16 protein-coding genes are annotated in these 25,688 nt (G+C 52.0%); 6 read left to right on the top strand and 10 right to left on the bottom strand.

What is annotated here, in order from left to right; all coding sequences use genetic code 11:
• Nucleotides 1-18: 18 nt before the first annotated feature.
• The 9 genes from CA13_RS26680 to CA13_RS26640 form a co-directional block, all read right to left on the bottom strand.
• Nucleotides 19-711, bottom strand: a complete 693-nt coding sequence (locus CA13_RS26680) for a creatininase family protein (RefSeq protein ID WP_146401897.1) — start codon at nucleotides 709-711, stop codon at nucleotides 19-21.
• Nucleotides 711-1,688 (bottom strand): ROK family protein, encoded by a 978-nt coding sequence (locus CA13_RS26675; RefSeq protein WP_146401895.1) that lies wholly within the window; start codon nucleotides 1,686-1,688, stop codon nucleotides 711-713. The genes CA13_RS26680 and CA13_RS26675 overlap by 1 nt, the downstream gene beginning before the upstream one ends.
• Entirely contained in the window at nucleotides 1,685-3,013 is a 1,329-nt protein-coding gene (locus tag CA13_RS26670) for an FAD-dependent oxidoreductase (protein ID WP_146401893.1), read from the bottom strand. The genes CA13_RS26675 and CA13_RS26670 overlap by 4 nt, the downstream gene beginning before the upstream one ends.
• A gap of 10 nt (nucleotides 3,014-3,023) precedes the next feature.
• Nucleotides 3,024-3,809 carry an SDR family NAD(P)-dependent oxidoreductase gene (locus CA13_RS26665; RefSeq protein WP_146401891.1) on the bottom strand — a complete coding sequence of 262 codons (786 nt, stop codon included), beginning with the start codon at nucleotides 3,807-3,809 and terminating at the stop codon, nucleotides 3,024-3,026.
• Nucleotides 3,810-3,827: 18 nt separating this feature from the next.
• On the bottom strand, nucleotides 3,828-4,646 hold the full coding sequence (locus CA13_RS26660) for a sugar isomerase domain-containing protein (RefSeq protein WP_146401889.1): 819 nt from the start codon (nucleotides 4,644-4,646) through the stop codon (nucleotides 3,828-3,830).
• Between the two features lie 48 nt (nucleotides 4,647-4,694).
• Complete coding sequence (locus CA13_RS26655) at nucleotides 4,695-6,059, bottom strand: sugar porter family MFS transporter (protein ID WP_146401887.1); 1,365 nt, start codon at nucleotides 6,057-6,059, stop codon at nucleotides 4,695-4,697.
• Between the two features lie 11 nt (nucleotides 6,060-6,070).
• Nucleotides 6,071-9,472: a glycoside hydrolase family 31 protein gene (locus CA13_RS26650; protein WP_146401885.1), complete on the bottom strand. Its 3,402-nt coding sequence runs from the start codon at nucleotides 9,470-9,472 to the stop codon at nucleotides 6,071-6,073.
• Nucleotides 9,473-9,599: 127 nt separating this feature from the next.
• Nucleotides 9,600-11,102: a sulfatase gene (locus CA13_RS26645; protein ID WP_146401883.1), complete on the bottom strand. Its 1,503-nt coding sequence runs from the start codon at nucleotides 11,100-11,102 to the stop codon at nucleotides 9,600-9,602.
• A gap of 218 nt (nucleotides 11,103-11,320) precedes the next feature.
• Nucleotides 11,321-13,339, bottom strand: coding sequence for a right-handed parallel beta-helix repeat-containing protein (locus CA13_RS26640; RefSeq protein ID WP_419194865.1), 2,019 nt, complete (start codon nucleotides 13,337-13,339; stop codon nucleotides 11,321-11,323).
• Nucleotides 13,340-13,882: 543 nt separating this feature from the next.
• Here CA13_RS26640 and CA13_RS26635 point away from each other — a divergent pair.
• From CA13_RS26635 to CA13_RS26625, 3 genes are all read left to right on the top strand, one after another.
• On the top strand, nucleotides 13,883-15,745 hold the full coding sequence (locus CA13_RS26635; protein ID WP_146401881.1) for a family 20 glycosylhydrolase: 1,863 nt from the start codon (nucleotides 13,883-13,885) through the stop codon (nucleotides 15,743-15,745).
• A gap of 225 nt (nucleotides 15,746-15,970) precedes the next feature.
• Nucleotides 15,971-19,318 (top strand): GH116 family glycosyl hydrolase, encoded by a 3,348-nt coding sequence (locus CA13_RS26630; RefSeq protein ID WP_419194864.1) that lies wholly within the window; start codon nucleotides 15,971-15,973, stop codon nucleotides 19,316-19,318.
• Between the two features lie 188 nt (nucleotides 19,319-19,506).
• The gene (locus CA13_RS26625) at nucleotides 19,507-20,145 is read left to right on the top strand and encodes a trypsin-like serine protease (RefSeq protein WP_419194863.1); all 639 of its coding nucleotides are present in this window, start codon (nucleotides 19,507-19,509) and stop codon (nucleotides 20,143-20,145) included.
• 291 nt (nucleotides 20,146-20,436) lie between these two features.
• Here CA13_RS26625 and CA13_RS26620 read toward each other — a convergent pair whose 3' ends face one another.
• Nucleotides 20,437-21,894: a hypothetical protein gene (locus tag CA13_RS26620; RefSeq protein WP_146401875.1), complete on the bottom strand. Its 1,458-nt coding sequence runs from the start codon at nucleotides 21,892-21,894 to the stop codon at nucleotides 20,437-20,439.
• Nucleotides 21,895-21,952: 58 nt separating this feature from the next.
• Between CA13_RS26620 and CA13_RS26615 the strand changes: the two genes are divergently transcribed.
• From CA13_RS26615 to CA13_RS26605, 3 genes are all read left to right on the top strand, one after another.
• Nucleotides 21,953-22,954, top strand: coding sequence for a helix-turn-helix domain-containing protein (locus tag CA13_RS26615; protein ID WP_146401873.1), 1,002 nt, complete (start codon nucleotides 21,953-21,955; stop codon nucleotides 22,952-22,954).
• A 160-nt stretch (nucleotides 22,955-23,114) separates the two neighbouring features.
• On the top strand, nucleotides 23,115-24,164 hold the full coding sequence (locus CA13_RS26610) for a cobalamin-independent methionine synthase II family protein (RefSeq protein WP_146401871.1): 1,050 nt from the start codon (nucleotides 23,115-23,117) through the stop codon (nucleotides 24,162-24,164).
• A 3-nt stretch (nucleotides 24,165-24,167) separates the two neighbouring features.
• Nucleotides 24,168-25,610: an enolase-like domain-containing protein gene (locus CA13_RS26605; RefSeq protein WP_146401869.1), complete on the top strand. Its 1,443-nt coding sequence runs from the start codon at nucleotides 24,168-24,170 to the stop codon at nucleotides 25,608-25,610.
• Nucleotides 25,611-25,688: the final 78 nt, after the last annotated feature.

Below are 25,688 nucleotides of genomic sequence, written 5' to 3'. Positions count from 1 at the left end.
TAGCGTCGGGTGTTCCATTCACTCGGCGCTACGGATGATTGCCGAGACCTTCTCGGTTAGAATTCGAACGATGTCTTCTCGCATGCGTTCGCCCTCACTGAAAACGGCCTCGCTTGGCGATCCGTTAATTCCGCCAGTCCCCGGACAAATCTCAGCACGCGACCGTATGCGATACCAGGGCTTTTTGACCTTAAAGTCTTTAACGCGGTCCATGTGCGACTTGGTACCAACAGCCAAAGCAATTTCGGTTTCGCCTTTGTCCGCATGAGAGATATTGGTCAAGCCGGCCTCGGTCCAATAGTTCCAATAGACGGCCTGCAAATCTGGATACGTTTCCCAGATGCGGTAAAAAGCCATCTCGGTGGGCAATTTGTTCGCACCGTGGCCGCTTAGGAAGATTTGGCGTTTGAATCCGTGAGAGCAAAGTCGGCAGGACAGATCGTCGATAATACGCGACATCGTTTCGGCTCGGACGCCAAGCGTGCCAACGTATTCGGCCATCTCGTCAGCAAAACCGTAAGGCAACATTGGCAATAAGATGGCTCCAGTGTTTTCCGCTGTACGACGCGCAAAGTAAGCTGCCGTATCCATGTCGACCGATGTTGCTAGATGCGGTCCATGTGCCTCGACTAACCCAATCGGCAAAATGACGGGTAGATTACGATCGAGCGCAGCGACTTCATCCGACGAAAGTTGCGACCATTCATGCATTACAGATTTCCTAAGTAGACTTTCATCATCATTGCTGCGCCAAGCACCCCGGCGTGTTCGGCGATTTCAGAGACAACAATCGGAACACCTTGTCCCGGTGGGTAACGAAAAATGTGAGTGTTAACGTGTTCTTGAACATCCGCAAGGAAATAGTTCGATGCCAAGGTGGCTCCGCCGCTTAAGACAATCATTTCAGGTGAATAGGCGTGAACCGCATTGACCAATAGCCAACCAACCTTGCGAGTCCAACGACTCAATTCATCGCAACAGAGTCGATCTTGTTTGGCAACGCCGTCCTCGATGATCATTCGAAAATCGATTGATTGAGGATCCGCAAAATAGGGCTCTGTCAATGTCGAAGGGATACCTCGCTGCAATCCACTTCGCACGGCCAGTACCAATGCCGTTGCCGAGCAAAGCATCTCGCCCGTGCCACGTGCTCCGGTTAAACACAGCTGATCATTCGATGCATCCAAGACCAAATGGCTCAGTTGGCTACCGAACATAAAATGGGGATCGTCGAGGATCTTCCCGTCTAGCATGACCCCAGACCCCACGCCCGTGCCAATGGTGACGGAAACTGCCCAACAGACATTTTTCGCTTGGCCAGCATACTTTTCAGCATAAATCGATAGCACGCCATCGTTCTGTGCTCGCGTAGGCAACCCAAACCGCTCTTTGAATCGTGGCACGATCGGATACTTCTCGAGTCCTTTGACCTTTCCGGGCAATAGAACAACGCCAAGTTCGGGATCGACGGGGCCAGTCAATCCAAGTCCGATGCCGAGCGGCGGAAATCCAATCTGTTTGACAAAAGAATCCGTCCAATCCAAGAGGCCGTCAACGACGCCGTCGATATCCGCATTTTGAGGCGACTCAAAGATTTCTTGGTCAAGAAATTCTGCTTCGCCCGTAACCGCGCCGAGCTTGATGCGTGTTCCGCCCCAATCAATTCCAAGATAGTAGGGAGTACTCATGGTGTTTCGAGAATCGCTCCATTGGCACGAAGGGTCTCTTGGATTCGATTGACCGGAATCTCAAGCGGTGATTTCTTCTCTTGGGCCATCAATGCCGCAGCGGTACCAACCGCCTGGCCCATCGACATGCACTGCGCCATCGATCGAACGCTTGCATGCGCGTCATGGCTTGCAGAAAAACAACGTCCTGCGATGAGTAGATTCTCGGAAGCTTTCGGAACGAGTGTACGCCAGGGAATCCCAACGCATTGACCATCTGGCAAGTAGGCCCATTTCGTATCGGCACCACCATGGTGATCTTCAATCGGAGCACCGCACAGGCCAATTTGGTCATCGAACTGAGTCGCTGACAGAACCTCGTCGCGACTGAGCCGATGCTCACCGTATACTCGTCGCGTTTCACGGACGCCAATCTGCATGCCAAACGTAGAAAGCTGAGCCTGCTCGTAACCAGGAACTCGGTCACGTAAAAAGCGGATGTACTCAATCGCTTGCTTGCGTCCTTCCATTTCGGCTTGAGAGAGTAATTCAGGGTCGGTCGCGTTGACGACGGTCTCTCCCTGTTTGTAAAAGGATGGAAGACGCGTCATGATTGTCGCGGTCATATGGTCCACGGGCGTGATGTGATCGCTACCTTCTTTGCGAGGCAAATCATAGTGGCCCGATTCCGCTGCCTTCGCCATCAGACCGTGGAACTCATCCTTGCTGATCGTCTTTCGCTTCGCGACATCCACGTTACAAAGCTTAAATGTCGTCGTAAGCGTTTGAGCCGGATCAATGTCACCGGCCAACTCGTAGTCGAAACCGCCGAAATGACATAGGTCGGCATCGCCTGATGCATCCACAAAGACATCTGCGGAAAAAGATTGAAGGCCCAACTTGGAAGCGACAATCACCTGTTTGACCGACTTACCATTTGCTTCAACGTCCTGAACCCAAGCGTTAAGCAAGACGTCAGCGTTCGATTCGCGAACCAAATCCTCCCAAACGACTTTCAAGTACTCAGGGTGATACGTGACTCCGGTGCCCGCGCCGTGAGTATTCGGCCGTTCGAGCCAAGAACGATAATGACGAAGCCGCTCCATGACATCGTCGCTGATTCCACCAACGACTTTCTTAGAACTAGCACCCGGCGTGTAGAAACCATAAAACGTGTCGAGGACCGCCGTGCTGGTCCCGCCAAGAAACGGCAAACGCTCGAGCACGAGTGTCTTTGCACCAGCACGTGCAGCAGCGATCGTCGCGGTGGCTCCAGCAGACCCCGATCCGACAACGATCACGTCGTAATGCTTTGGTGCCGAGATCTTTTTCGTGTACGTATTCATTCAGTTCGATTCAACAAAGATTCCACCCCGCGTCCACTTCGAGCACTTCACCCGTCATGGCACGCGACGCATCAGACAACAGAAAAACACTCACGGACGCCGCATCCGTGACAGGGATGACACCGCCTACAAGCGGTTGTTTTTTGGAAATAAACGAAAGCACTTCGGGGCTCTCTGATGCTCTCGCGCTCATGGGAGTTTGGACCAATGCGGGGGCGATTGCATTGATACGAATCCTTTGTTCGGCGTAAAAAGCGGCCGAGGCACGGGTCATCGATAGGATCGCTCCTTTCGCCGCAGCATAACCGATTGCCGAAAAGTTCTTCGGCTCGGGATGTATCCCCAGGATACTAGCCATGTTAAGAATCACCCCGCGTTGAGCGTTTTCCGAGTGTGGTTCTTGCGAGAGCATCTGACGCAGCACTTCGCGACACATTCGATATTGAGTCGTCAAATTCGTGTCGAGCACTTTCTGCCATCCTTTCTCGGTACACTCATGCAATGGACCGTCGCCGAACTTTCGTGCGCTAATACCAGCGACGTTGTAGAGTCCATCAATTCGACCAAAACAGTCCACACATTTTGAAACCGCCAAAGGCCCAACGTTGGGGTCGGTCAAATCACCATAGGCCGATTCCACCTCCGCACCCAAACCACGAAGTTCATCGACAAGGTTGTTCACGTTCACCGGGTTGCGGCTGACAATGAACAACCGATGACCAAGTGTTGCAAGTTGCCGTGCCGTTTCGGCGCCGATGCCCGTGGAAGCGGTGATAAGATAAATACGTGGAATCATAATGGTCAAACACTAACGCTACGATTTTTGAGGCTTCACGGCATTCGGATTGTACATCGCCTTGCTATAGCGTCTGCGCTGATCGGCAAGCCATTGGTCATAATTGACTCCATATCCGCCGAGGTGCATGTTTTGCAGCACCGTATGCTTGTAGCCTCGCGAATCAAGTTCACGCAGCGTGAGTTCATTCAACGATTGCACCAAGGTTAGAGATCCGATCGAACTCAGCGGACAGACTGCATATTGCCCCGTCTGGCCATCAATCGTTGTCGACAAATCGCCCATCGGCATGCAATTATCAAGAAAATAGCCCGGCTGATGCTCGTTGGCGACATGATAAAGCGTTTTGCCACTGCTATGTTTTGGCTGCGATTGACTCGCCTGCTCAAGCGACGCAAAACAGACCAGTGGATGGCTGGGATACCGGCGTGAGGCCTCCAACGCAAAGTCCACCGCGGCTTGTGTTTGACCAGTTGCACTGATGGCAATGAACACATCGTGCTCCCCGACGTCGATTTCATCGAGCAGCACCGCACCGAGCCCTTCGCACTTTTCAATCGACTGGGCAACTCGCAATCCATCCGAACCGACAACATCGGTAAAGTTAGCGAGCGAATGGGACAGCACAGGATGGAACCCCGTGAGGGCGCCCATTCTGACGACCATTTCTTCAACGGAAACACGCGAATGACCGTTTGCATAAACGTGAATCAGACCATCGTTTTGAATTGCATCCGCATAATGCGAAGCGACCTGACGCAATGTCTCTTGTTGCGCCATCACACCATCGCGAACACGATCAAGTTGACTCGGAAAAGTAAGGGGATTCTGATTCATGGCTTCTTAATGCTAAAGGAAATTGAACGAGTTAGATTTACGTTGTTGTTAGGGCGACCAAAACGATTCAATTTCTTCAAGCGAACGGCCTTTGGTCTCAGGCAACATCGCCCAAACGAAAATGGCAAGCGATGCACTTGTGAACGCAAACAACCAAAACGTGCCTGCCTGGGTCGATTCCCAAAGCGACGGAAACACCAAAGTCGTTAGAAAATTCACAACCCACAAGCAAAGCGTACAAATCGACATTGCTCGACCACGCAATCGCGTCGGAAAGATTTCGGAAATGATTAACCAAGCGCCGGGACCTACGCCGACTGCATAAAAGAACACGAAACCAAGGATCAATCCGAGCAACGCGATTGGCGAAGCACTGGCCATCGTCAAACCAATCGCAATCAGGGCCATGCAGATGCTCATTCCGATGGGTGCCAGCATCAACAACGGCCGTCGTCCCAATCGGTCGATCACCAAGATCGCAATGATCGTCGTCAACATATTCACGATACCGATCGCTACCATTCCGAGAAGCGCCGACGATGAACTTTTAAAACCCGCTTGCAACAACAACTTGGGAGTAAAGGTGAACACAGCAAAGTTACCTGTGATTTGGGAAAAGATCATGATTCCAATCCCAATCCAAAGCGCCTTTCGAAGGCCTGGCTGAAACAACTGCGTCACACTGCCTGCTTCCTGCTCCAACGCAGCGCGTATGTTCCCAAGCTCGTACTCCGCGTGCTCGCTGCCTCCGATTCGACTGAGAATTTCTCGAGCGTCATCCTCAAGCCCCTCCTTGGCTAACCAGCGTGGGCTCTCAGGGACAAAAAACAATGCTGCGAGAAACAATAGCGCGGGCGGAACTTCCGACACGAACATCCACCGCCATCCATGCGATGCCCCCCAAGCGTCATCCCCCATCCCAGCGATAAGCCAGTCGCATGCGTATGCTGCCACAATGCCAAACGTAATCGCAAATTGGTAAAGCGTGACCAACGCGCCGCGTCTTTTCTCAGGCGCCATTTCGGCGATATAGATCGGTGAAATGGGACTCGACAATCCAATTGCGATCCCTCCAAGTAGGCGTGCAGCGATGAACAACGATAGATTGGTTGCTAGTGCCGTCAACAACGCTGAAACGACAAACAGAATCGCCGCTCCGATCAACGGACGTTTGCGTCCGAACCGATCGCTCAATGTTCCAGCGAAACAAACGCCGATGATACATCCGAAAAGTGCACTACTGACCGCCACACCTAGTTCGTAGCTGTCCAAGTCAAAATGGGTCTCTAGAAACGGAACCGTTCCTGAAATGACAGCCCAATCGAAACCGAACAGCAAACCGCCCAGCGCAGCAACCAGTGAAATCAACGCCGTGTAGAGAGCGCTTCCGCTGTCCGATCCTTGAGAATGCATTCGTCTTCCTATTACTTTTCCGCGGACCAATTTTCGGGAAAGACTCGCATTTCCACCGGTGCGAATCCAGGACTACTCACCTCAAACAGATACTTCGCCGGGCGAGTCTCGTAACGCACGTCTTTGAATTCCACCTCACCATCGACGGCCTGCTTTTCGAGCGTATTAAGAACCGTCCCTTCGGCATCGCGAATGGTAAGTGTAACGATCGGTTCCGCGGTCGAAACCAATTCGCCCTCCGCTCGCACACTCACAAACACACTGACTTGTTTCGGTTTCCAATCGCCCCCTGAAGGCAACTGAACGACGAAAGGCGGGTTCACTCGAACGTCTAACTCACCTGCTACCGAATCGATCCTAATCGGCTCACTTTCTAGCCCACCTAAGCTTGCTACAATTTCACATCGCTCAGGATCAAGCGATGACACCACACTCAATTTCCCCTGTCCATCCATGATCGCAACCGCATGCTCTTCGGCTTGTGATTCGCCCGACCTGGTGACGCGAAAAACGACGGGTGATTCAAGAGTCGTGATCTGCCGACCTTCGTCATCAAACAATTCGGCGACAACCTCAATTGCATGACCACCACCAGCCAGCCAAGGGGAATTAGGTGGATCAAGAGAAATCTTTCGAGCTTCACCATGTACCGGAATCGCGATGAATGCGTCTTCAATCGTCGAGCCAGACACTTTGATTCGACTGAGCCCCGGAGTCGCTCCAGCAATCACTTGTAGACTTGCTTTTCCATCCACAAATCGAAGCGTCGTGCTCGTCTTTCCATTGAGAAACGAAGCCGGACCTTCGACTTCCGCGACACATACACCGTCAAAATCCGACCCGTCAACGGACGTGACCACAACTTCACAACTTGTCGAATTGTCCGCAGGCAGTGTCGCCAACGAACTTGACAACTCAAGCACCGTTTTCGTTGGCATCGTCAACACGATCGAACGAGCCTTGTTAGGGATGTTGGCACCATCGATCCAGACTATCTTCTCGTGTCTCGCCGTCGGTGGGATGGTGGCAAGCGGGTTGTTCGTTTCGCTAACGGACGCATACGACCATCCCTTATCCACTTTGACAATGACTTTTTTGGCCGTCTTATCGTAACTCCATCCGTATGCATTGGCGTCACGCACCAAGTCAGAAGGAACATTGGCCCACGGCAATTCGACACCATCAACCATTACTTCTTTTGGTTGAACGAAGGAGTGGATTTTAAGCAGATAGCTTCGCCGCGTGGGCATCCCTTCATAAGTTCCGTGGCTCGCGGAAATTTCAATGCCGACCGAATCATCGGCTTGTTTGCACGAAATATCCGTGATCGCATGAACGCCCTTTTCGTAGTCATACGAAATCCCATCGTCTTCGTAGAGGCGGAATTCGGTCATCCCCTCGGGATAAATGTCAAGCGTGACCAACTCATCCTCGGACTCACCGACATAATTCTTTACGCAGCCCATCGGGATGATTGCACCCGATTTGACCCACAACATGCCTCCCATGTATTTCGGCCACGAACCGGAGACCCACGCCGACTTGGCAAGGTTCAATTCCCGTCCCGTCCAGTAGTCGATCCACTTGCCTTTTGGCAAATAAACTTTGCCACTTCTACCTTTGTCTTCGCCCGTCCAGTAATCAACTTTTTCGTCTGGCGGGGCATCTTCAGCGTCCGACAACGCAACCAAAATCCAATCGCCAAACATGTACTGGGACTTCATCTGATGCACGTTGGCATCTGCGTAATAGTCAAGCACCATCGGCCGCATCATCGGCACGCCACTAACGCGTGCCTGCCACAAGGTTGAATAGAAATAGGGCAACAAACGAGAACGAAGGCATGCGTATTTGCGATGACTTTGTTCCATCGTATCGGAGTAGAGCCACGGTTCGCGGCAATACGCCCAACTGTCCACAACGGCAAACGGCGTAAAGAAACCTTGGTGCCAGCCCGCCGGATAAGGATTGCGAATATCAAAGCTAACCATCGCATGCCCTGAAAGGCTGGCGTTGAGCATCCCATTGCCTGCCTGAAAATCACCAGCCCACTGGAACGGCCACCGATGCGACGCAACCGACGCATTGTAGGCATGGAACATCACTACCGCCCGTTCGCCCGTTTGCTCACGGAACTTGGAAAAGAGAGTGTCGGTGTAGAGGGTGTTCGAGATATTCACGAGCTCGCCAGCCGCGTATCGTTCGTCCGCAATACCTTCCTTGGAAAACACCGCCTCGAGAAGCTCGGTACTCTTAATGCCACGTGGGTAGGGATCATCTTGTTTAAACATCCGCACGCCTTGGTCGATTACTTTGCGGCGTTGGTCATACCACGCATCACGGACCGCAGGGTCCGTCAGATTGCTCGTCGGCGCGACACCCGATTCCCAAAGGTCCAATTGAAAACCCATTTCCTTGAGCTCTTCAATCATCGCATCCGAATCCGGAAACCGCTCTGGACTCCAATGCCAATTCATCTTGTACGGAACCGCTTCCCAACCAGGCTCGAGCGCCATGATGTCGCAAGGAATCTCTTTTTCACGATAGGTCCGTGCGATCTCCAATAGATTCGCTTGGTTTTCCAAATAACGCGCGCGATACTCAGCACCCAATGCCCACTTTGGCACTAACCATGAATGCCCAGTAAGATCAACATAGCGTTTTAGGATTTCACGAAATGAAGGACCGTAAATGAAGTAGCAATCAATTTGCCCACCTACGGAATTGACTTGGTAGGAGCCAACATCCTCTGAGACATTAGTGAAGTCAAACTCGTGCGCCCAAGTATTGTTAGAGTAGAAACCATAGCCGCGAGTACTCAAGTAGAAAGGCACCGTGGCTTCCATCCAACGATAGCCTCGTTTCCAAGTCAACTTTTTCCCGCGTGCGTCGAGAGTGGAACGCATGAAGCCGAACCCAAAAAAGTGCTCGTCAGCAGGCATGTCGAACTTCAACTGATTCGCATCGCCAAAGGAAACCGATTCCTTGGAATCGCCCTTGACGACTCGATTCCCATCCTTGTCGAGCACGCTCAATGAAAACGGAGTCTTGGCAACCGAAAGCGTCAGAGCATCTGTCGAAATGGTTACTCGGTCATCCTGATCCTTGACATCAAAGTCAACCTGAGGCAAATCACTTTTCACATAGCCAAGGCGAACCATCATCGACTCGGCAAACGCTCCATCCGGGGCAACCTGCAGTCGCAGCACCCCGGCATCCACTAAAGTCAATCTAGCAACCGCTCCATCATCGCACGCCAAAGTGACACTCGCGTCGTCTGCGGTAACACTAACAACATTGCCCAGCACAGCCATTTGACGTGGTGACGATGTCGGCTCCGCACCGATTGCGGCCGAAAATGCGGGAACGAAGATCGAACCGAATAGCCATACAATCAAAGAAAATATACGCATGAGATATCTTTTGCAGTAAAAGGGGAATCGCGATTTGATGTCGATTGGGATCCAGCTTTCAGGTCAAACTACGATTCAACAGTATGGCCATCCAAATCGATCGTGGATCAACACCAGAATAATGGCGTTACGGAATCTTCTCGTACTCCTTGAAGGCCATTTCATACTCGGGAGCGTCAACGGATTCTCGCCATCGAATCATTTCCTGATGCAACTCCGTTACTAACTCAGGATTCGCAGCGGCCACGTTCTCTTGCTCGGAGATATCTTCACGAAGATTGTAAAGTTCAAAGCTGCGGTCTTGCCCGTGTGGAGTCGGGAAGAATTCCATCAGCTTCCAATTGCCTTTGATGATCGTGCCTACAGGCCCCCGTTTTCGCTCCCCTTTTCGATAGTGGAAAACAACAGGATAGCGCAGCCAATGCAGAGCCTGACGATCGAGTTGCGAGGCGGGGTCTTGGAAAACAGCAGTCAAGTCGACACCATCGATTTGAGCGTTGTGCTTCGTATCGCCCTGCGCCCCCACCATCTGTAATATCGACGGGTAAAGGTCATGACCAATCACCGGAATCTCGCTCGTCGCACCGACGGGTGTCACCCCAGGCCACTTCACGATCAACGGCACACGTATGCCCCCGAGATACTGCGACACCTTGCCATCTCTTAGCGGATAGTTGCTGGTTTCACCATGCGTGACTTCGCCACCATTGTCGCTAAAGAAAATGACAATCGTATTGCGTTCGAGTCCGTTGTCACGAATCGCTTTGAGTACTCGGCCAACACTTTCATCAAGGTGCTCGACGAGTCCCGCGTAGGCAGCATTGCGTTGCCGCGAATCGGGTGTGATCAGTTTCTTGTATTTTGCGACCTTGTCACGTTCCGATTCGATGGGGGTATGCACGGCGTAGTAAGCCAAATTCAGAAAAAAAGGCTCATCCTTGTGACTGCTAATAAACTTCACCGCTTCGTCGCCAAGACATTCCGTCAGGTGGTCGTCTGGGCCACGGTCCTGAAGGTCCGGTACGGCACTATTTTCAGCCTGCACGCCCGCCTTTTTCTTATTTCGATAGGGGTAGATGTAGCTGCCCGGACAACAGAATTCGTTGGAGGCAATGTCGAACTGAAAACCTTGCTCCTTTGGGCCAGTCGTGCCCTCATGCCCTACATGCCATTTGCCGATGTGGCACGTCGTGTATCCGGCGTCCGTTAACGCTTCGGCCATCGTATATTCTTCGCACGGCATGAACGTACCGTCACCGGCTGTTACCGTACCGCGGCCGCCATGCCCGACAATCCCCAATCGAGCGGGGTACTTCCCGGTCATGATCGCTGTCCGACTTGGCGAACAAGTGGGGTGTGAAGAATGGGCATTGGTAAATCGCAGCCCTTGGCTCGCCAAACCATCGATATTGGGTGTTTGATACAAATCGCTTCCCATCACACCGAGGTCAGTGTACCCAAGATCATCCGCAAGAATCAGAACGACGTTTGGCTTAATCGGACTCGACTCAACACTGCGGGAATCAACCGCACCCAAGGACGTCACAACGAACAGGTTCAGCAGAACCAATAGTGTCCGGGAAATCGGTTGAAACAGACGTGAGCATTGACAAACGAGGAGGATTGGCATTTTGTCTGAAATAGGGCTTGGGGCGGGATTCTAGGTACTGGGGCTTTTAGGCACTGGGGCTTTTAGGCACTGGGGCTTTTAGGCACTGGGGCTTCGACAGAGACTTTGACAGACCGCATCGCTCTGTTACACAACGATCTCAACTGAGTTACTGCCGGTTGCCTACGAAAACAGCCCTCGAATCTCGATAATGAACGGCAATATTCTCGAGATTCCCGCTAGTTGGACCCCGGTAAATCCCCCGTACCCAACATTGGCAATCCGTCCCAGATACGAAAAACATTCATGCCCTGCTTCAAATTCTGAAAAGGCCCCGGACTTGCATTTCCGCTTTTCGAAATCGGACGCAACCAAAAATCTTTCTCGACAACCTCAGACGGTTGGCTACCAACAACTTTCGGATCAAAGGGAACAAACACGGTAAGCTCATGGGACTTCGGCTCGTAAGAAACCGACATCCCCTTTTCAAGCACGCTATGCTCATCGTTCCGAAGCCCGTGGCTCAACCAAAAGGCACGCCACTGATCGAAAGTAAGATTCGCCTTATTGCCACCATCGAGTGAATCTCGACCAGTGGACGATTGACCCAAATCGCGGTCCACCAAGTCGATAAACTCCGCTGGGCTCCAAGGCGATGGCTTGTCGCTAAAGCTATTGACCAAAAACACACGCTGCTCGGCTGAAGTGTCGTAGACGTTATGATCCAGTCGCTGAGGCCCACCACGATGCGAAGGATAGTCAATATCCATCATCACCTTGTGATTGACGAAAAGGTTGTTGAAAAGCGAGTGGTGATAGGTCCGCGTCCTTGCGGTGACTTGGTAGATATACGCCCCTTGACCATTACGACTTTCCGCGGGGCTGTTCGCAAACAAATTATGCATGACCGTCGAACCCGAGGCGTCATGAACATAGAACTGATTCAAGTCGTTCCCAAGCACAATATTGTGGTCAACGAAAGCCGAATCCCAATCCTCGTCGCTCATTTCCAAAAAGATGCCCTTGACTCCGTTGTTGATGATCACGTTACGCGTAATTCGCGTATTGGGGAACTGATTGTCCAACCAAATACCATCGTTTAGCGGATTGTCGGCAACATAGTTTCCTTCAATCAGACCATCGCGGATCCCATGGCACTTGATGCCAGCGTGTTCATAACGCTTATTGCCAACGAAACCGAGCGAATTATTTCTCAGGATAACATTGCCACGAATCACGATACGTTCACTACCAGATCCGATCAGCCCCGCGGCGCCATTGTCGACGAAGTAGTTGGATTCAATCCGATTGTCACAACCAAACTTCTCCAGATCCGCGTCGGTTAAAGGCTCCGTTTTGGCCGAGGGTGCCGATTCATTATTGCCGCCCCGAGAACCAATATCGATCGCGATCGTGTTCGCATAGCGGATCATGTTATTCCGCACCACCCAATGATGCCCACCACGTAAACCCAGGGCGCCCGCTTGGCCCCATATAGGCGTACTCCAAAAATTGGTCGGGTAGTTATTTCCGCAATGTTCCAAGACAAAACCTTCGATAACGATATGCCCCAATCCCAAACGATGTGAGGCAAAAACTCGCCGCCGAGTCGTGATTTCAACCGTCTGTTGCGATGGTGCACGACCACCAAAGTGTATGTAGATACGGCCTGAAACGGGATCGAATGTCCAAGTATCAGCCTGCTGCTCAACCTCCGACAAAAAAGGCATCTGGGTAAGCAATTTGTCACCAACAATTACTTGCCCGCAATTGTAAATGAGCGTCGGATCGCCATAACCAAAGCGTTCCTTCTCTGGCTTTCCGTTGCGACCATGGGGCGTTGAAGCCATCTCCACGCGAAACGGATTGGGGCTGTCCAGACAAGCATCGTCGGTAAACATCGATTCATCCGGTACCGCATAGTAGACGAACTCAGAATGCTTCGTCCACTTCGGCTGCCAAAGATCCGATCCTTTGATAAAGACGCGTCCCAGCTCTTCCCCGCGGTAAATGATCGGCTTGTTAGGCTCTCCACCACGCGGTGGCGAAACCCGTTCACGATACGTACCCGCTGTAACGAAAACCGTATCACCAGGCATTGCAATTTCAGCTGCTCGGCTGATCGTGCGGAAAGGAGCTACGGCAGTACCAGCGGCGTTGTCGTCACCTGCGGTTGAAACCACGATCGTGGCCGCATGCGAATGATTGAGAAGCAAACATAGCGAAACGATTGCCAAGAAGGCGGGGTGTATTTGCATAACAGTGGCGAAGGGGAATCAAGGTGGGAAGGAAAGGCAGGAGAGATCTAAGGGAGGGCGGAATTGCGAGAACTTTTCGCCCCTGAACAATTCCGTCTTCGAATCGTTGAGATTCATTCGACAAAATGGTTCAACCCGCATTCTGATTAACAGATTGACCCAGTGGAAGCCCCTAAAGGGTCGAAGTCCTTGCCACTTCCCCAAAGACGGCCTTGACGACAGACGCCAAAGACGACACAAAACCACCGCCAACCACCGCTCGTTGACGCTGCCGCAAGCCATTTGAATCGCATTTTCGGTGAAGTATGACCTCTGTCTACTTACTGGAACAGCCTCACATGAAAATTACCAGCAACACAAAACGCCAGCCAGCTAACAAATACACGGCAACACTCACTCACTCGCATTTCGTGTTATGCTGCACTGTTTTTGTGCCCGAAATTGCTGCGTATAAGTCAAATCGACTGCTCGCGAAGACTCCACAAACGGCACAATAAACGAATAGCTGAACACAAATTCTGCTCCCACCGAAATGACAAAAAAATGCTTCGCTCCCTCCTTTTACTTTTGTTCATCGCTTCCACCGCATCCGCACAAATCGTTCCTGCTCCGCAAAACGTTGAACTCGATAGCGCACACAGCATCACCGGAGACTCCATCCGCTGCGAGACTCTCGAATTCAAAGACCAGGTAGACGCCTTTGTCGCTGCGCTCGAGAAACTCGGAGCGAAAAATGTCACAATCACAACGGACCCTGCGCTGAATCCCGTTGTCGTGTTTGCTAGAGACAGTTCGCTCCCTCCGGCGGGCTACAGCATCAATAGCAATGACAATCAGCTGACCATCAACGCCGCCTCCTCCCAAGGAGCAGCCCATGCGGCAGCCAGCTTGCTACAAACCGTCACACTCGAGAATGGTGAAATCACCTGGCCGTCGATGACGATCGATGACCATCCGGACTGCTCCTACCGTAGCTTCATGGTCGACATGGGGCGCAACCCACATTCGCCGGCGACGCTTCGGCGCATTGTCGATATGATGTGGTTCTACAAAGTAAACTACCTTCAACTCCATCTGACCGACGACCAACTTTTTAGTTGGCCATCAAAGGCCTTCCCCAAACTCTATCGTTCACGCGCAGGCTGGGAATGGGATGACTTTGTCGCCCTCGAGAGCTATTCACAAGCTCGCGGCGTCACGATCATTCCGGAGCTCGAAGCCCCAGGTCACTCCGGTATTCTCCGTCGAGAGTATCCCGAGATCTTTGGAAACACTTCTACCGATCTTGCGACCAAACCCAAGGCCCAGCGAGGCCTGGAAACACTCCTCGCCGAACTTCTTAGCGTTTTCAAGGCCACTCCCTTCATTCATATCGGAGGTGACGAAGCGAGCGGCGTGCCGATGAACGACCAACGCGATTTGATCAATCGCCTGAATACGTTCTTAAACGCCAAAGGCAAACGCACACTTGTCTGGGAAGGGCCGCACCTAGGAGAAGGCAAGCACAAGGTCGCCGAAAACGTCGTCCATATGAACTGGCGTACCGTCGACTTTCCCGCGCAGCAAATGCTTGATGCCGGATACGAAATTGTGAATGCCGCCTGGAACCCACTTTACGTGGTTGACCATTACCCAAGAACCATGTTTACAGCAGTGGATGTTGAGCGTTGTTACAACTGGGACATACAAAGTTTCGGCCACATCGACCACCGTTTTTCCACATACGAGAATCCGCACCGAACCAAAACAGCCGAGGGAATTCTCGGATTCTGCATGCCATGGTGGGAGGGCCGAGAAGAAAACGTAATCCCGCTATGCCTACCACGCCTTGCCGCCGTCGCTAGTGCCGCTTGGAATCGGGAAGGCGAGCGTAACTTCGCCGACTATAAAAATCGCCAGAAACAAACCCTGCCGATCCTAGAAAAGATTGCGGACTACAAGCTCCCTGAAACTCCATTCGCCGATCCGGAGTCACAAAAGGACAACGTCGCATACAGGGCCAAAGTCACGCCTTCGGACGGTGCATCGCAACCGCACTTCGGGCCCCAGCGTCTGACCAATGGTTTTCCGGATCGCTTTGATCACTTCCTCGGATTCCCCACTCAACCCAAACCGCTCGAGATCCTGATCGAACTGAAGTCTCCCTCGGCGGTCGGTCGTATCGTCATCTACGAACGAGCGATTGGTACTAGCCACGAAATCTACGAACTGCATGTCTCACCCGACGGCAAGACGTTCGCGAAAATCGGCAGCGCTCAGAAGGGCAGTCGTGGCGAGAAGAATCACGTTGTTCATTCATTCCCCGTTCGCGAAATTCGCTTCATCAAAATTGTCACCCAAGGCTGCCATGGCCTCACATTCCCTAGCTTCAGTCGCCTAAGCGAAGTAATGGCCTTCGCCGAATAAAGCCGCTCAATCGAGTCACCATGCAAATCCCAAGTTGCCTCTCCAATGGTAAGTCCTTGTCGTCGCAGGACACGAAAATGGACAATGCCGCTGGAATTTGGCGATTAAAAACGCGGTGCGTGACAACGGCAATCCAACTTTTTAGTAGATGTTATGATTGGACGCGGGCGACACCGTAGCCGCGTTCACTGCAGAACAGCTGCGCAAACGCAACATGAGATCCCAATGAATATGGTTGATTATCCCTACATGCCGGTGATGTTGGAACGCTCAAAGCAAACCGGCGGATGGACAGACACAAAGGCGCCGCGGACACTCAGCAGTTTGCCCAAAATGTGGACATTGCTGCTGATTCAAGTGTTACTACTTTGTACGCCTGAGACTCCGTTGTTGGCTGATCAGCCATCGAACGAACATTACGTGCCTGCAGAAAAGCACCTTGAAGCCGAGTGGATCAGCGCACTGTTTGACCGAGGCGAGCGGAAGGTCTTTCGCGGTGAAGAACGATACACCATTGGCATGCCCTGTGGAGGAATCGGTGCGGGACAACTCTACGTACGTGGTGACGGGACCTTAGCCCGATGGTGGATCTTTAACGAAGGCATTTCAACCGACTTTCGCAAACAAGACCCAAACACAGGCTACAGGACGTTCCGGCCCGTCAGTCGTTTACAGCAAGGTTTTGCGATCGCAGTTGCCAAGGACGATGACGATCGAGTTGGCAATGGCGAGGGGAATCGCAAGGTGCTACCACTTAGCCAGGACGGCTTCGACAACATTGGCTTTATCGGGGAATACCCGATCGCAACGATCCTCTACGAAGGGGCAAAGCAACAGGATTGGCCGGTGAAAGTTGTCGGCGAGGTATTCTCGCCGTTTGTGCCGCTCGACACGAAGGCGTCCGGGCATCCAGCGACGATCATTCAATACACCGTCACGAATGAATCAGACACGCCACTCAATGTGAAGCTTGGCGGTTGGCTGCAAAACGCGGTGATGATTAACAGCGACGATAGTTCCAAAGCACAACGGCAAATCCGAGTCGTTTCCGAACCTCAGTGGCATGGAACGTACATGGATTTAATTGCACCTGCAGATCATCCCCATGCACAGGACAACACTTCTCCCGCCGAAACTCAACGCGTAAAAATGTTTGATAACTTTGAATCGGCAATCATACGGCCTGATGGCACATCGGTTCAAAGTGGCAGCCTCGAAAAGTGGACCGTCGAAGGCGATGCATTCGACTCGGTAGCAACAAGATTCGTCGACCACAAACAACTGAGCCGAATCCGAAGAGCAGAGGGACAGCACCTGATCGCCTCGGGCACCAATGGTGACAACACACGAGGGACATTAACATCCATCCCATTTATGATCGCTGAGAACAATCTGGTCTTCTCGATCGGCTATCGAAATCGTTCGCGTACTTGGGCGATCAATGTACCGAGTATTCAACTTCTCGTCGATGGAAAAGTGGTTCGAACAGCGACCCCAGATTCGAAAGATTCGCTAACGGTCAAATCATGGAACGTCCAAGAGTTCGTGGGCCTTCAAGCCCAAATCAAGATCATTGATGAAGATCCACATCAAAATATCTTGGTCGACCAAATCTACTTGACGAACTTGGATCCACAGCAAGAGGAACAACTTCCGGTATGGCACCCGGAGTTTGGCAACATGACGTTGGCAGCATTGGACCCAAATGCCGTAGCATCCGCCGCCTGGGATTCACAGCAAGCTTTTTTGACATCACTCTCCGAAAACGAAGTACCCGCGAAACTATCAAGCGTCAGCCCGATTTCGTCAAAGCCGTGTGGCACAGTAACTTCGTCGCTGACCTTAGCAAAGGGCGAATCAAAATCGGTGAGGTTCTTCATCTCGTGGTACTTCCCAAACCATATCAACGACAACAAAGGTTGTCCTGGTGAGGTCGGTCGAATGTACGCGAATTGGTTTGATGATTCCTTGGATGTGGTGAAGCATTTAGCGAAGAACATTGACCGATTGGATCGATCGACTCATACGTTCCGTGATAGTTTGTATCTCGATACGACATTGCCGTACTGGTTGGCCCAACGTTCGATGGCATCCACGTCGACCCTCGCCTCGGACACAGTCGAGTGGTGGAAAAACGGTCGATTCTACTCTTGGGAAGGCGTTGGGTTTTGTATCGGCACATGTGGTCATGTTTGGAACTACGCACAAGGACCAGCTCGATTGTTTCCTGATCTGGAAAGATCTGTCCGCATGATGCAGGACTTTAGCGATACGGCTTCCTTCAAAGATTCCGGACGGATCAATTTCAGGGGATTCAACGACAACAGTGAGTCATTCAAAAATTGGGGCTACATCCCGGATGCTCAGGCCGGCTATGTGCTGAAGGCCTATCGCGAACACTTGATGTCAGCTGACAACCAATACCTAAATGAGCTGTATCCGAGAATCAAGAGAGCAACCGAATACTTGATTGAACGCGATGGACGACACGGCCCCACCAACGGCATCCTCGAAGGTTTGCAGCATTTAACAGACAGCTTAGGCTGGGGGCCCAACACCTTCAGCGGTTCCCTTTATCTAGCAGCATTAAGAGCTGCAGAAGAGATGGCGCGTGTCCAGCATGACGATGCGTTTGCTGACACCTGCCACAACTTGTTTGAAAGTGGCCGCGACTGGGGCTTGGGAAATCTTTGGAACGGAGAGTACTTTATCCACAAGTACTCGCCTGCTCCCGAAGGGGCGTTACCAGACAATCAAAAAGGGCGATCCTATGGTGACGGCTGCCTTTCCGACCAAGTGTTTGGCCAAAACTGGGCACACCAACTTGGACTTGGATATGTCTATCCGAAGCCCTACGTTGACGGTGCGCTTCGAAGCGTCTTTAAGTACAACTGGACGCCCGACGTTGCAACGGTTTACAAGCGGGTAACACGGCGTTTCATTTTGCTGGCTAACGAAGGCGAAGCTGGAATGGTCGGGATCACCTATCCCAAAGGGGATCCGCCAGACAACCGGATCGGCCAGAATGATGATCCATGGACTGGCTACGAGTATCAAGCCGCCTCACATATGATTTGGGAAGGATTGCTTCAAGAAGGGCTATCCATCGCTTACGGCGTGCACCAACGCTACGACGGCTCGAAGCATAATCCTTGGTGCGAAATTGAAGGAGGTGACCATTATTCGCGAGCGATGGCATCGTGGAGCATGCTCCTAGCCGCAAGCGGCTTTCGCTATGACGGCCCGGCTGGTGAAATCGGTTTTGCACCGCGGATGATGGTAGATGACTTTCGTTGTTTCTTTAGTGGGGCCGAAGGATGGGGGGCACTACAACAACAAAGAACGGACTCCACGCAAACCAATTCCATTGCAGTGAAGTGGGGACAATTGCGTCTGCAATCACTCGTCCTCTCGCTCCCAAAAAATAAAACGGCAAAGCAAGTAACCGTCACAATTTCCGGTGAACAAATCAAAACCAACTGGGAACAAAACGGCACAGAGATCACAATCACTCTATTGCAGGACGAAACCATTCGAGCAGTGCAATCGATTGAGATCCATTTCACGATGTAACCCAACGCTACACAACCTTCGTTAAGTCAATGACAAAAGAACTCCAAAAACCATGCTCCCGAACGCAGTTAGTTCGATTCTGTTTTGCAATGGTTGCTGCGTTCGCTTTGCTTCCTTTGCCTTTGGCTCATGCAATTATTTGGAGCAAAGAACAATCAGCCCAAATAGGTCGCGAGCCTTCGGATGTCATGCAATCCGTAGTCAAGCTGCATTACACGCCACTTCACGTCTTCGGCGGGTGTGGAGTCCTAGTCGATTCACGACATGTTCTAACAGCAAAACATGCCGTCGACTCTTGGCCGATTGAGATGGTTAGCATTGCGATTGGCGGCGAATTTTTTGCGGCGGAATCGATAGCCAAGCATCCCGTGAAAGGGGTCGACTTAGCTTTGATCCGTCTTCGTCGAACGGTTTCCGATTCAATCGATTGCCAAAGAGTATCGTTATGCAGGTCAAAGCCAAAAGCGGGGGATCGAGTATGGCTCGGTGGTTACGGATTGTCCGGATGGGTTGGTCACGCCCTCCTCGGAGGCAACTTCGCCAGCGGCCACAATCGTATCGAACAGGTGACGAATCATCGAGGAAAGATTCGCTTCGATGCACCCGAAGCCGAGAACACAGAGGGTGACGAAGTGTTTCCAGCATTGCTTGATAGTGGTTCGCCAGTGTTTATTCGTCGAGGTGACTCATGGTTGCTTGTGGGCATAACGACAACCGTTTCAAACCGATTATCACCCTCACTAGGAAATCACAGCCACCACGAACTACTGGCCGAATCCCGCAAATGGCTAGATGAAAATTTACCCGACCTAAAGTGGCACGAGTGAACGAGGAAGCAGCAACCCCTCAACCAAAAATGCAAGCGATACCGACGCAAACCTTCTCATGAACTTCAGCTCCTAAAGGTTTTTTCGCATAAAAGCGGAGTGATTTTGCCTAGACAAACAATAGGCAACGCCAGAGTTTGGGCAGATATACAGCCTACACCTCCCGACATCCGCCTAAGAGATCAAGGGAATGCAATGCAAAACAAATGCTTGGGCGAGACGCTACTGACAATCAAACGAGAGTCGTTCCAAAAGTGCCAAAACGCAGTTTTCCGGCACTGCGCCAAAAATTCAGTTGGGAAGCACAGGAAGACAACACGCGTCTGATGAGCTCGCATTCTCGACCCGATGTTGATGCTGAACTTGGTCATGAACGAGAGGGCTTGCCACACGCCAAGTCGATTCCCCTAGGGTCTGAAGAGCAAGGAACTTGGCAGCGTATCGCAGGGGCTGAGTCATGTCACCGAAACTGAGAACTTGGTGGGTCCCAAGCAGGTGCGTTAAAAAGTCTCGGGGGTAGTCAAGCAAAATCCGCAATTGTGTGTGACAGGCGGATTGCTTAGCCACTTGCTGTGATTGTCCGGTATGAACGGCAATCTTTGTTAAGTCCGCACCAATCCGAGCCAACGTAACCGTCTGTTGGCCAGGCAACTCGACCTCCGGCGCAACGCCTTGCCCCGATTCATGGTGAGTCATCAGGCGGTACGGAAAATCGACGCCGCGTCGTCCGCGTGGAGCAGTACAGTGAACGAAATCGATAAACGGACCGCAATAGATAATTGGATTTCCGATCCAAACAAAATCGGCACCGAGATTCTTAAGTAGCATCATGGTTGCGGCGGCGTCCAAGTCGCCTTCGCAAGCAGCCAACGATCCGAACGCCTCATTCAAACACGCGGTCGCCAAGCAACTTGTTGTCTTCAATTCTTTGATCAATGCAAAGCAAGCGATCGACAAACCATCGGCTTCGTGTTCGGCCAACAATTGTCGCATCGCCACGACAACGCGTGCCGCTTGATTCACATCCGATGAATCAATACCCACAAGCTCCTTGGCACGTTGTACCCACTCTGACGCGATCGACTCGGCGTCTGACTCTTGAACGCCACGAACGCGCTCATACAAGTCAGGCAGCTCGATCGGAATGATCTCCATCCCCAACCGCTCTCGGAACCGTTCGACCGACCGACAACTGTTAATTACCCAGGGCTCGGTCTCGCCTATCTTAAGCAACCGACTGTGTTGCAGTTTCTGTGCTGCACACCAGGCTCGACGAAAGGCATCCCACGCCTCTAGCGACGCCAACCACTCGATGGACTTACCGCGCATCTGCTGATGGGCGAAAAAATCAGTTGCAGCCGGGTGCGCATTACGACACAGAAACGCTGCGGTCAAAACGGGATCGAGCGATGATGGCAAGTACAGATTGGCAAGTCCAATGTGTTGGTAGCACTTTGCCGTTGCAATCATCCACGGTTGCACGCCGCCACTAAGCGGAGCAAAGATCGCAGCATCGCCCCGCGGCTTCGTGACGAAATCCTGGCATTGCTCCGACGAGCTTATCAAATGGAAATGGAGATCGAATTCGTCTGCGACCACCCCATTATCGATTGTCGACTGCAACTCACTCATCGCGGCTTTCACTTGTTCCAAAACACTCGAAAGCATGCTTTCTTCGTTCCAATAGACCGTCGAGCCAAAGAGGACCACGTCGAAGCCAAGCTTGTTGGCCAAATTTTTGCTGCCCATCTCTCCCACTCTCTTTCAACACACTGCTAACGAAAACGTCAAACGATCGGATCGGATCGTGAACACTTTAACCACCCAACAAACACGGGTCTTGGCGCTTTCGGTGGATTTGCGCATTCGGCAATCTGTCTACCATTCTCGTCAAAATTTACTTGAGATCGCTTCCACGCCACGTTATATTTACGACAAAATGCAGATTCCCTTACGAAGAAAACCGATCGAGATTGATCTTCCAAAGTTCGGCATTTCGGCATTAACCAGCCAACATGCTGCTAACTTTGCGATGCCGTTTTGCGCCCATCCGTACCACAAACTTTGTTACGTACGGGCGGGACGCGGTCAATTGCTAGGGACTTCCAAGACCATCGATTTGCGTGCATCTTCGCTGGTTCGAGTGCCGCCTCGCATACGTCATCGTTTTATCGACGAACCTGACAACCCGATGACGCTAAGTATGCTTTGCCTGGACGGACGTGCTTTGTCGTCACCCGAAAGCGTGCGAAGCCTTTGGCGACGAACACGCGAACTGCTCCCTGAAATGTCAGCACAAACGATTCCTTCGGAGAATGAACGGGCGGGGTTGGAGCGACTTTTTGACGCACTCGTTTTGGAACTTGGACAAGACCTACCCGATCGAGCGGCTTCGGCGCTCGCTCTTTCGATCCATTTGTTGCTCTCCCTCACGCGTGCCTTGACTCGCAGCCAACGCCAACCATCGCATCAAACGCCTAAACGCTTTTTAGCCAGCATAGTCGATATCGACCATCGCTTTACCGAAGAACTTCACGTTGCGGAACTCGCGAGAGAAGCGAACATGAGCTATCGCTCCTACACCGACCATTTTCGTCGTCACACCGGAATGACAGTCACCCAGTACGTCACACATCGGCGGATTGAGTTTGCCAAGCGTCGTATGCTGGAAACCGAGGACATTTTGGGCTCATGCTTGGAAGCAGGGTTTCACGACCTGGGACATTTTTATCGAGTCTTTAAACGCCAAACGGATGAGACTCCGCAAGCATTTATCCAACGGCATCTAAAAGAAGCATCCAATTCCTGAGTAAGGCACGATGCAAAAAAAAATCTTATAGTAAGAGCTTACTGACAGCGAGTCGCGGAACAGTGGCGACTTTGTTGCGGCGGATTTCCCAATCCATCAACTTCCTGTTTTTCGTTATATTTCCCTACTTAATTGTTTCATTAATCGATCGAGAATTTCCATGTCGACCCCCAGCATTCGAACCACTGTCGTCGGATCCTATCCGGTACCGGACTGGCTCATGGCGTCCCCGTCTCAGCAAGGACTGATCGACGCCACGCGAGTTGTCTTTAAGACTCAAGAGATGGCGGGCGTCGACGTCGTCGTTGATGGCGAACTGTATCGATGGGACGTCAATCATCCCGACACCAATGGGATGATCGAGTATTTTATCCGACCCATGGAGGGAATTCGCAGCGAGATCACTCGGTCGGATATCGTCGAATTCTCGCAAATCGAGGGGATGGGGTTTCGAGTCGAACCGGCGGGCGTGGTCGATGGGCCAGTCGATGAGGGAACGTTGAATATTCCGCGCGACTATGCTCGAGCACGCCGATGTACCGATCACCCGCTGAAGTTCACGTTGACCGGCCCACACATGCTTTGCAAAACGTTAATGGACCATCACTATCGATCGCGCCCGGAACTTGCTGCGGCTCTTGGCCGAGCGTTGGCAAAGCAAGTTGCCGACATTAATCCGGAAGTCATTCAAATCGACGAGGCCAACATTACGGGGCACCCGGAAGAATCGGAATGGGCCGCCAAGGCAATCAACTTGGTGCTCGACGCCGCGACCGGAGCAAAGGAAAAAGGCGTGCATTTGTGTTTCGGCAATTATGGCGGGCAAAATATCCAAAAGGGCCACTGGGATCAGCTGCTTTCACTGATGAATCGCCTGCACTGTGACCACGTCGTGCTTGAGTTCGCTTTTCGTGGCTATGACGAACTGAAATTTTTCCGGGATGGCTTGGACCCTCGAATCGGGCTTGGCATTGGCGTTGTGGATGTGAAAGTGAATACCGTCGAATCACCCGAAGTGATCGCCAAACGGATTGAAGCCGCCACTGCGAACGTCGGACCCGATCGCATCCGATGGGTCCATCCCGATTGCGGATTCTGGATGAACAAGCGTAGCGTCGCGGATCGAAAAATCGCCAACTTGGTCAAAGGACGCGACTTGTTCCTAGGAATTCAATCCGAATCCACCGCAACCGATCCAATGGGAGCATAGACGGTGACGATTTCCCTAAAAAACGTTCAATTGCGTACCACGCACGTCCGCACGCGGATGCCGTTTCGTTATGGAATTGCCACTCTCGAAATGGCACCCTATTTGGTGGTGTTTGGAGAGTTTGAAATCAATGGCGAATCCAGCACCGGGATCTCTGCGGACATTTTGCCCCCGAAATGGTTCACCAAACAACCGGAAGCTTCGCTAGACGACGAAATCGATGAAATGATGGACGTTGTTCGATGCGCGTGCGTGCATGCGACGAAGATTCCGGAACAACCGAGCGTTTTCGACTGGTGGCGTGAGTTGTATGAAGCGCAGATGTCGGACTCGGATTTGAATCATTGCCCGCCACTGCTGAAGGGGCTCGGAACGTCGTTACTAGAACGCGCAGCAATCGATGCCTTTTGCCGCCATCATCGTTGTCCCTTTGCTCAATTGCTGAGAGAGAATCGCTTTCAAATCCGCTTGGGCGACCTGCATCCCGAGTTGTCGGATTTAGAACCGATGGATCTGCTGCCGTCCGAGCCGAGACGATTCGTCAGTGCGCGGCACACCGTTGGACTTGCGGATCCGCTTTCCAGCGGCGAAATCGAATCCGCCGACCGGTTGGACGATGGATTGCCTCAAACACTTGATCAGTGCATTGAGTATTACGGTTTGACCCACTTCAAAATTAAACTGCCCGCCGACATTGATACAGCCCGTGATCGGCTGCGTGCAATCGCTCGCACGCTCAGCGAACATTGTCAATCGTACGCATTCACGCTTGACGGGAATGAATTCTTCACGACCCCATCCGCGTTTCGAGATTATTGGCAGGAACTAAGTTCGGATCCGTCGGTCTATGAATTCATACAGCATGGACTGCTTCTTGTTGAACAACCACTACACCGCGACGTCGCTTTGTCGGACGAAGTGGGAAGTGTTTGGGATGCGTGGAAGCACCGACCACCAATGATCATTGACGAGTCCGATGGTGAAATTGGGAGCTTTCCAAGAGCGTTAGAAATCGGCTATGACGGTACAAGCCACAAGAACTGCAAAGGGGTCTTCAAAGGAATTGCTAACGCCTGTTTAGTGCGTTTTCGAAACCAAGCAAAACCGTTGCGTCCGCTTACGCTAACCGGCGAAGATTTGATGAACCTTGGTCCGATCGCGCTTCTGCAAGACCTCGCAGTCAGTGCCGTATTGGGGATCAAGCATATCGAACGCAACGGGCATCACTATGTTGCGGGGCTCCAACCGTTTACTCAAGCGATTCAAGACGCCACATTGACACATCATTGCGACCTTTATTGCCCCCACCATTCACCATCGGGTAAAACGTGGCCACGCCTAAACATTACCGACGGCCGAATAGACTTAGAGTCTGTCAACCAAGCCCCCTTTGGGTACGCGATGTACCCGCTAACGACCGATTTTGATCGCGTTGCGGACGTCTGAGACAACCATGACTCGCACCGTCCCATCCCGCTCGTTTCCTTTCCAGTAGAAACCCACCCCCAACGATCCTTCCCCTAC

The sequence above is a fragment of the Novipirellula herctigrandis genome, assembly GCA_007859835.1.
In the GTDB taxonomy this organism is placed as follows: domain Bacteria; phylum Planctomycetota; class Planctomycetia; order Pirellulales; family Pirellulaceae; genus Novipirellula_A; species Novipirellula_A herctigrandis.
This window is presented reverse-complemented; position numbering and strand designations above follow the sequence as displayed.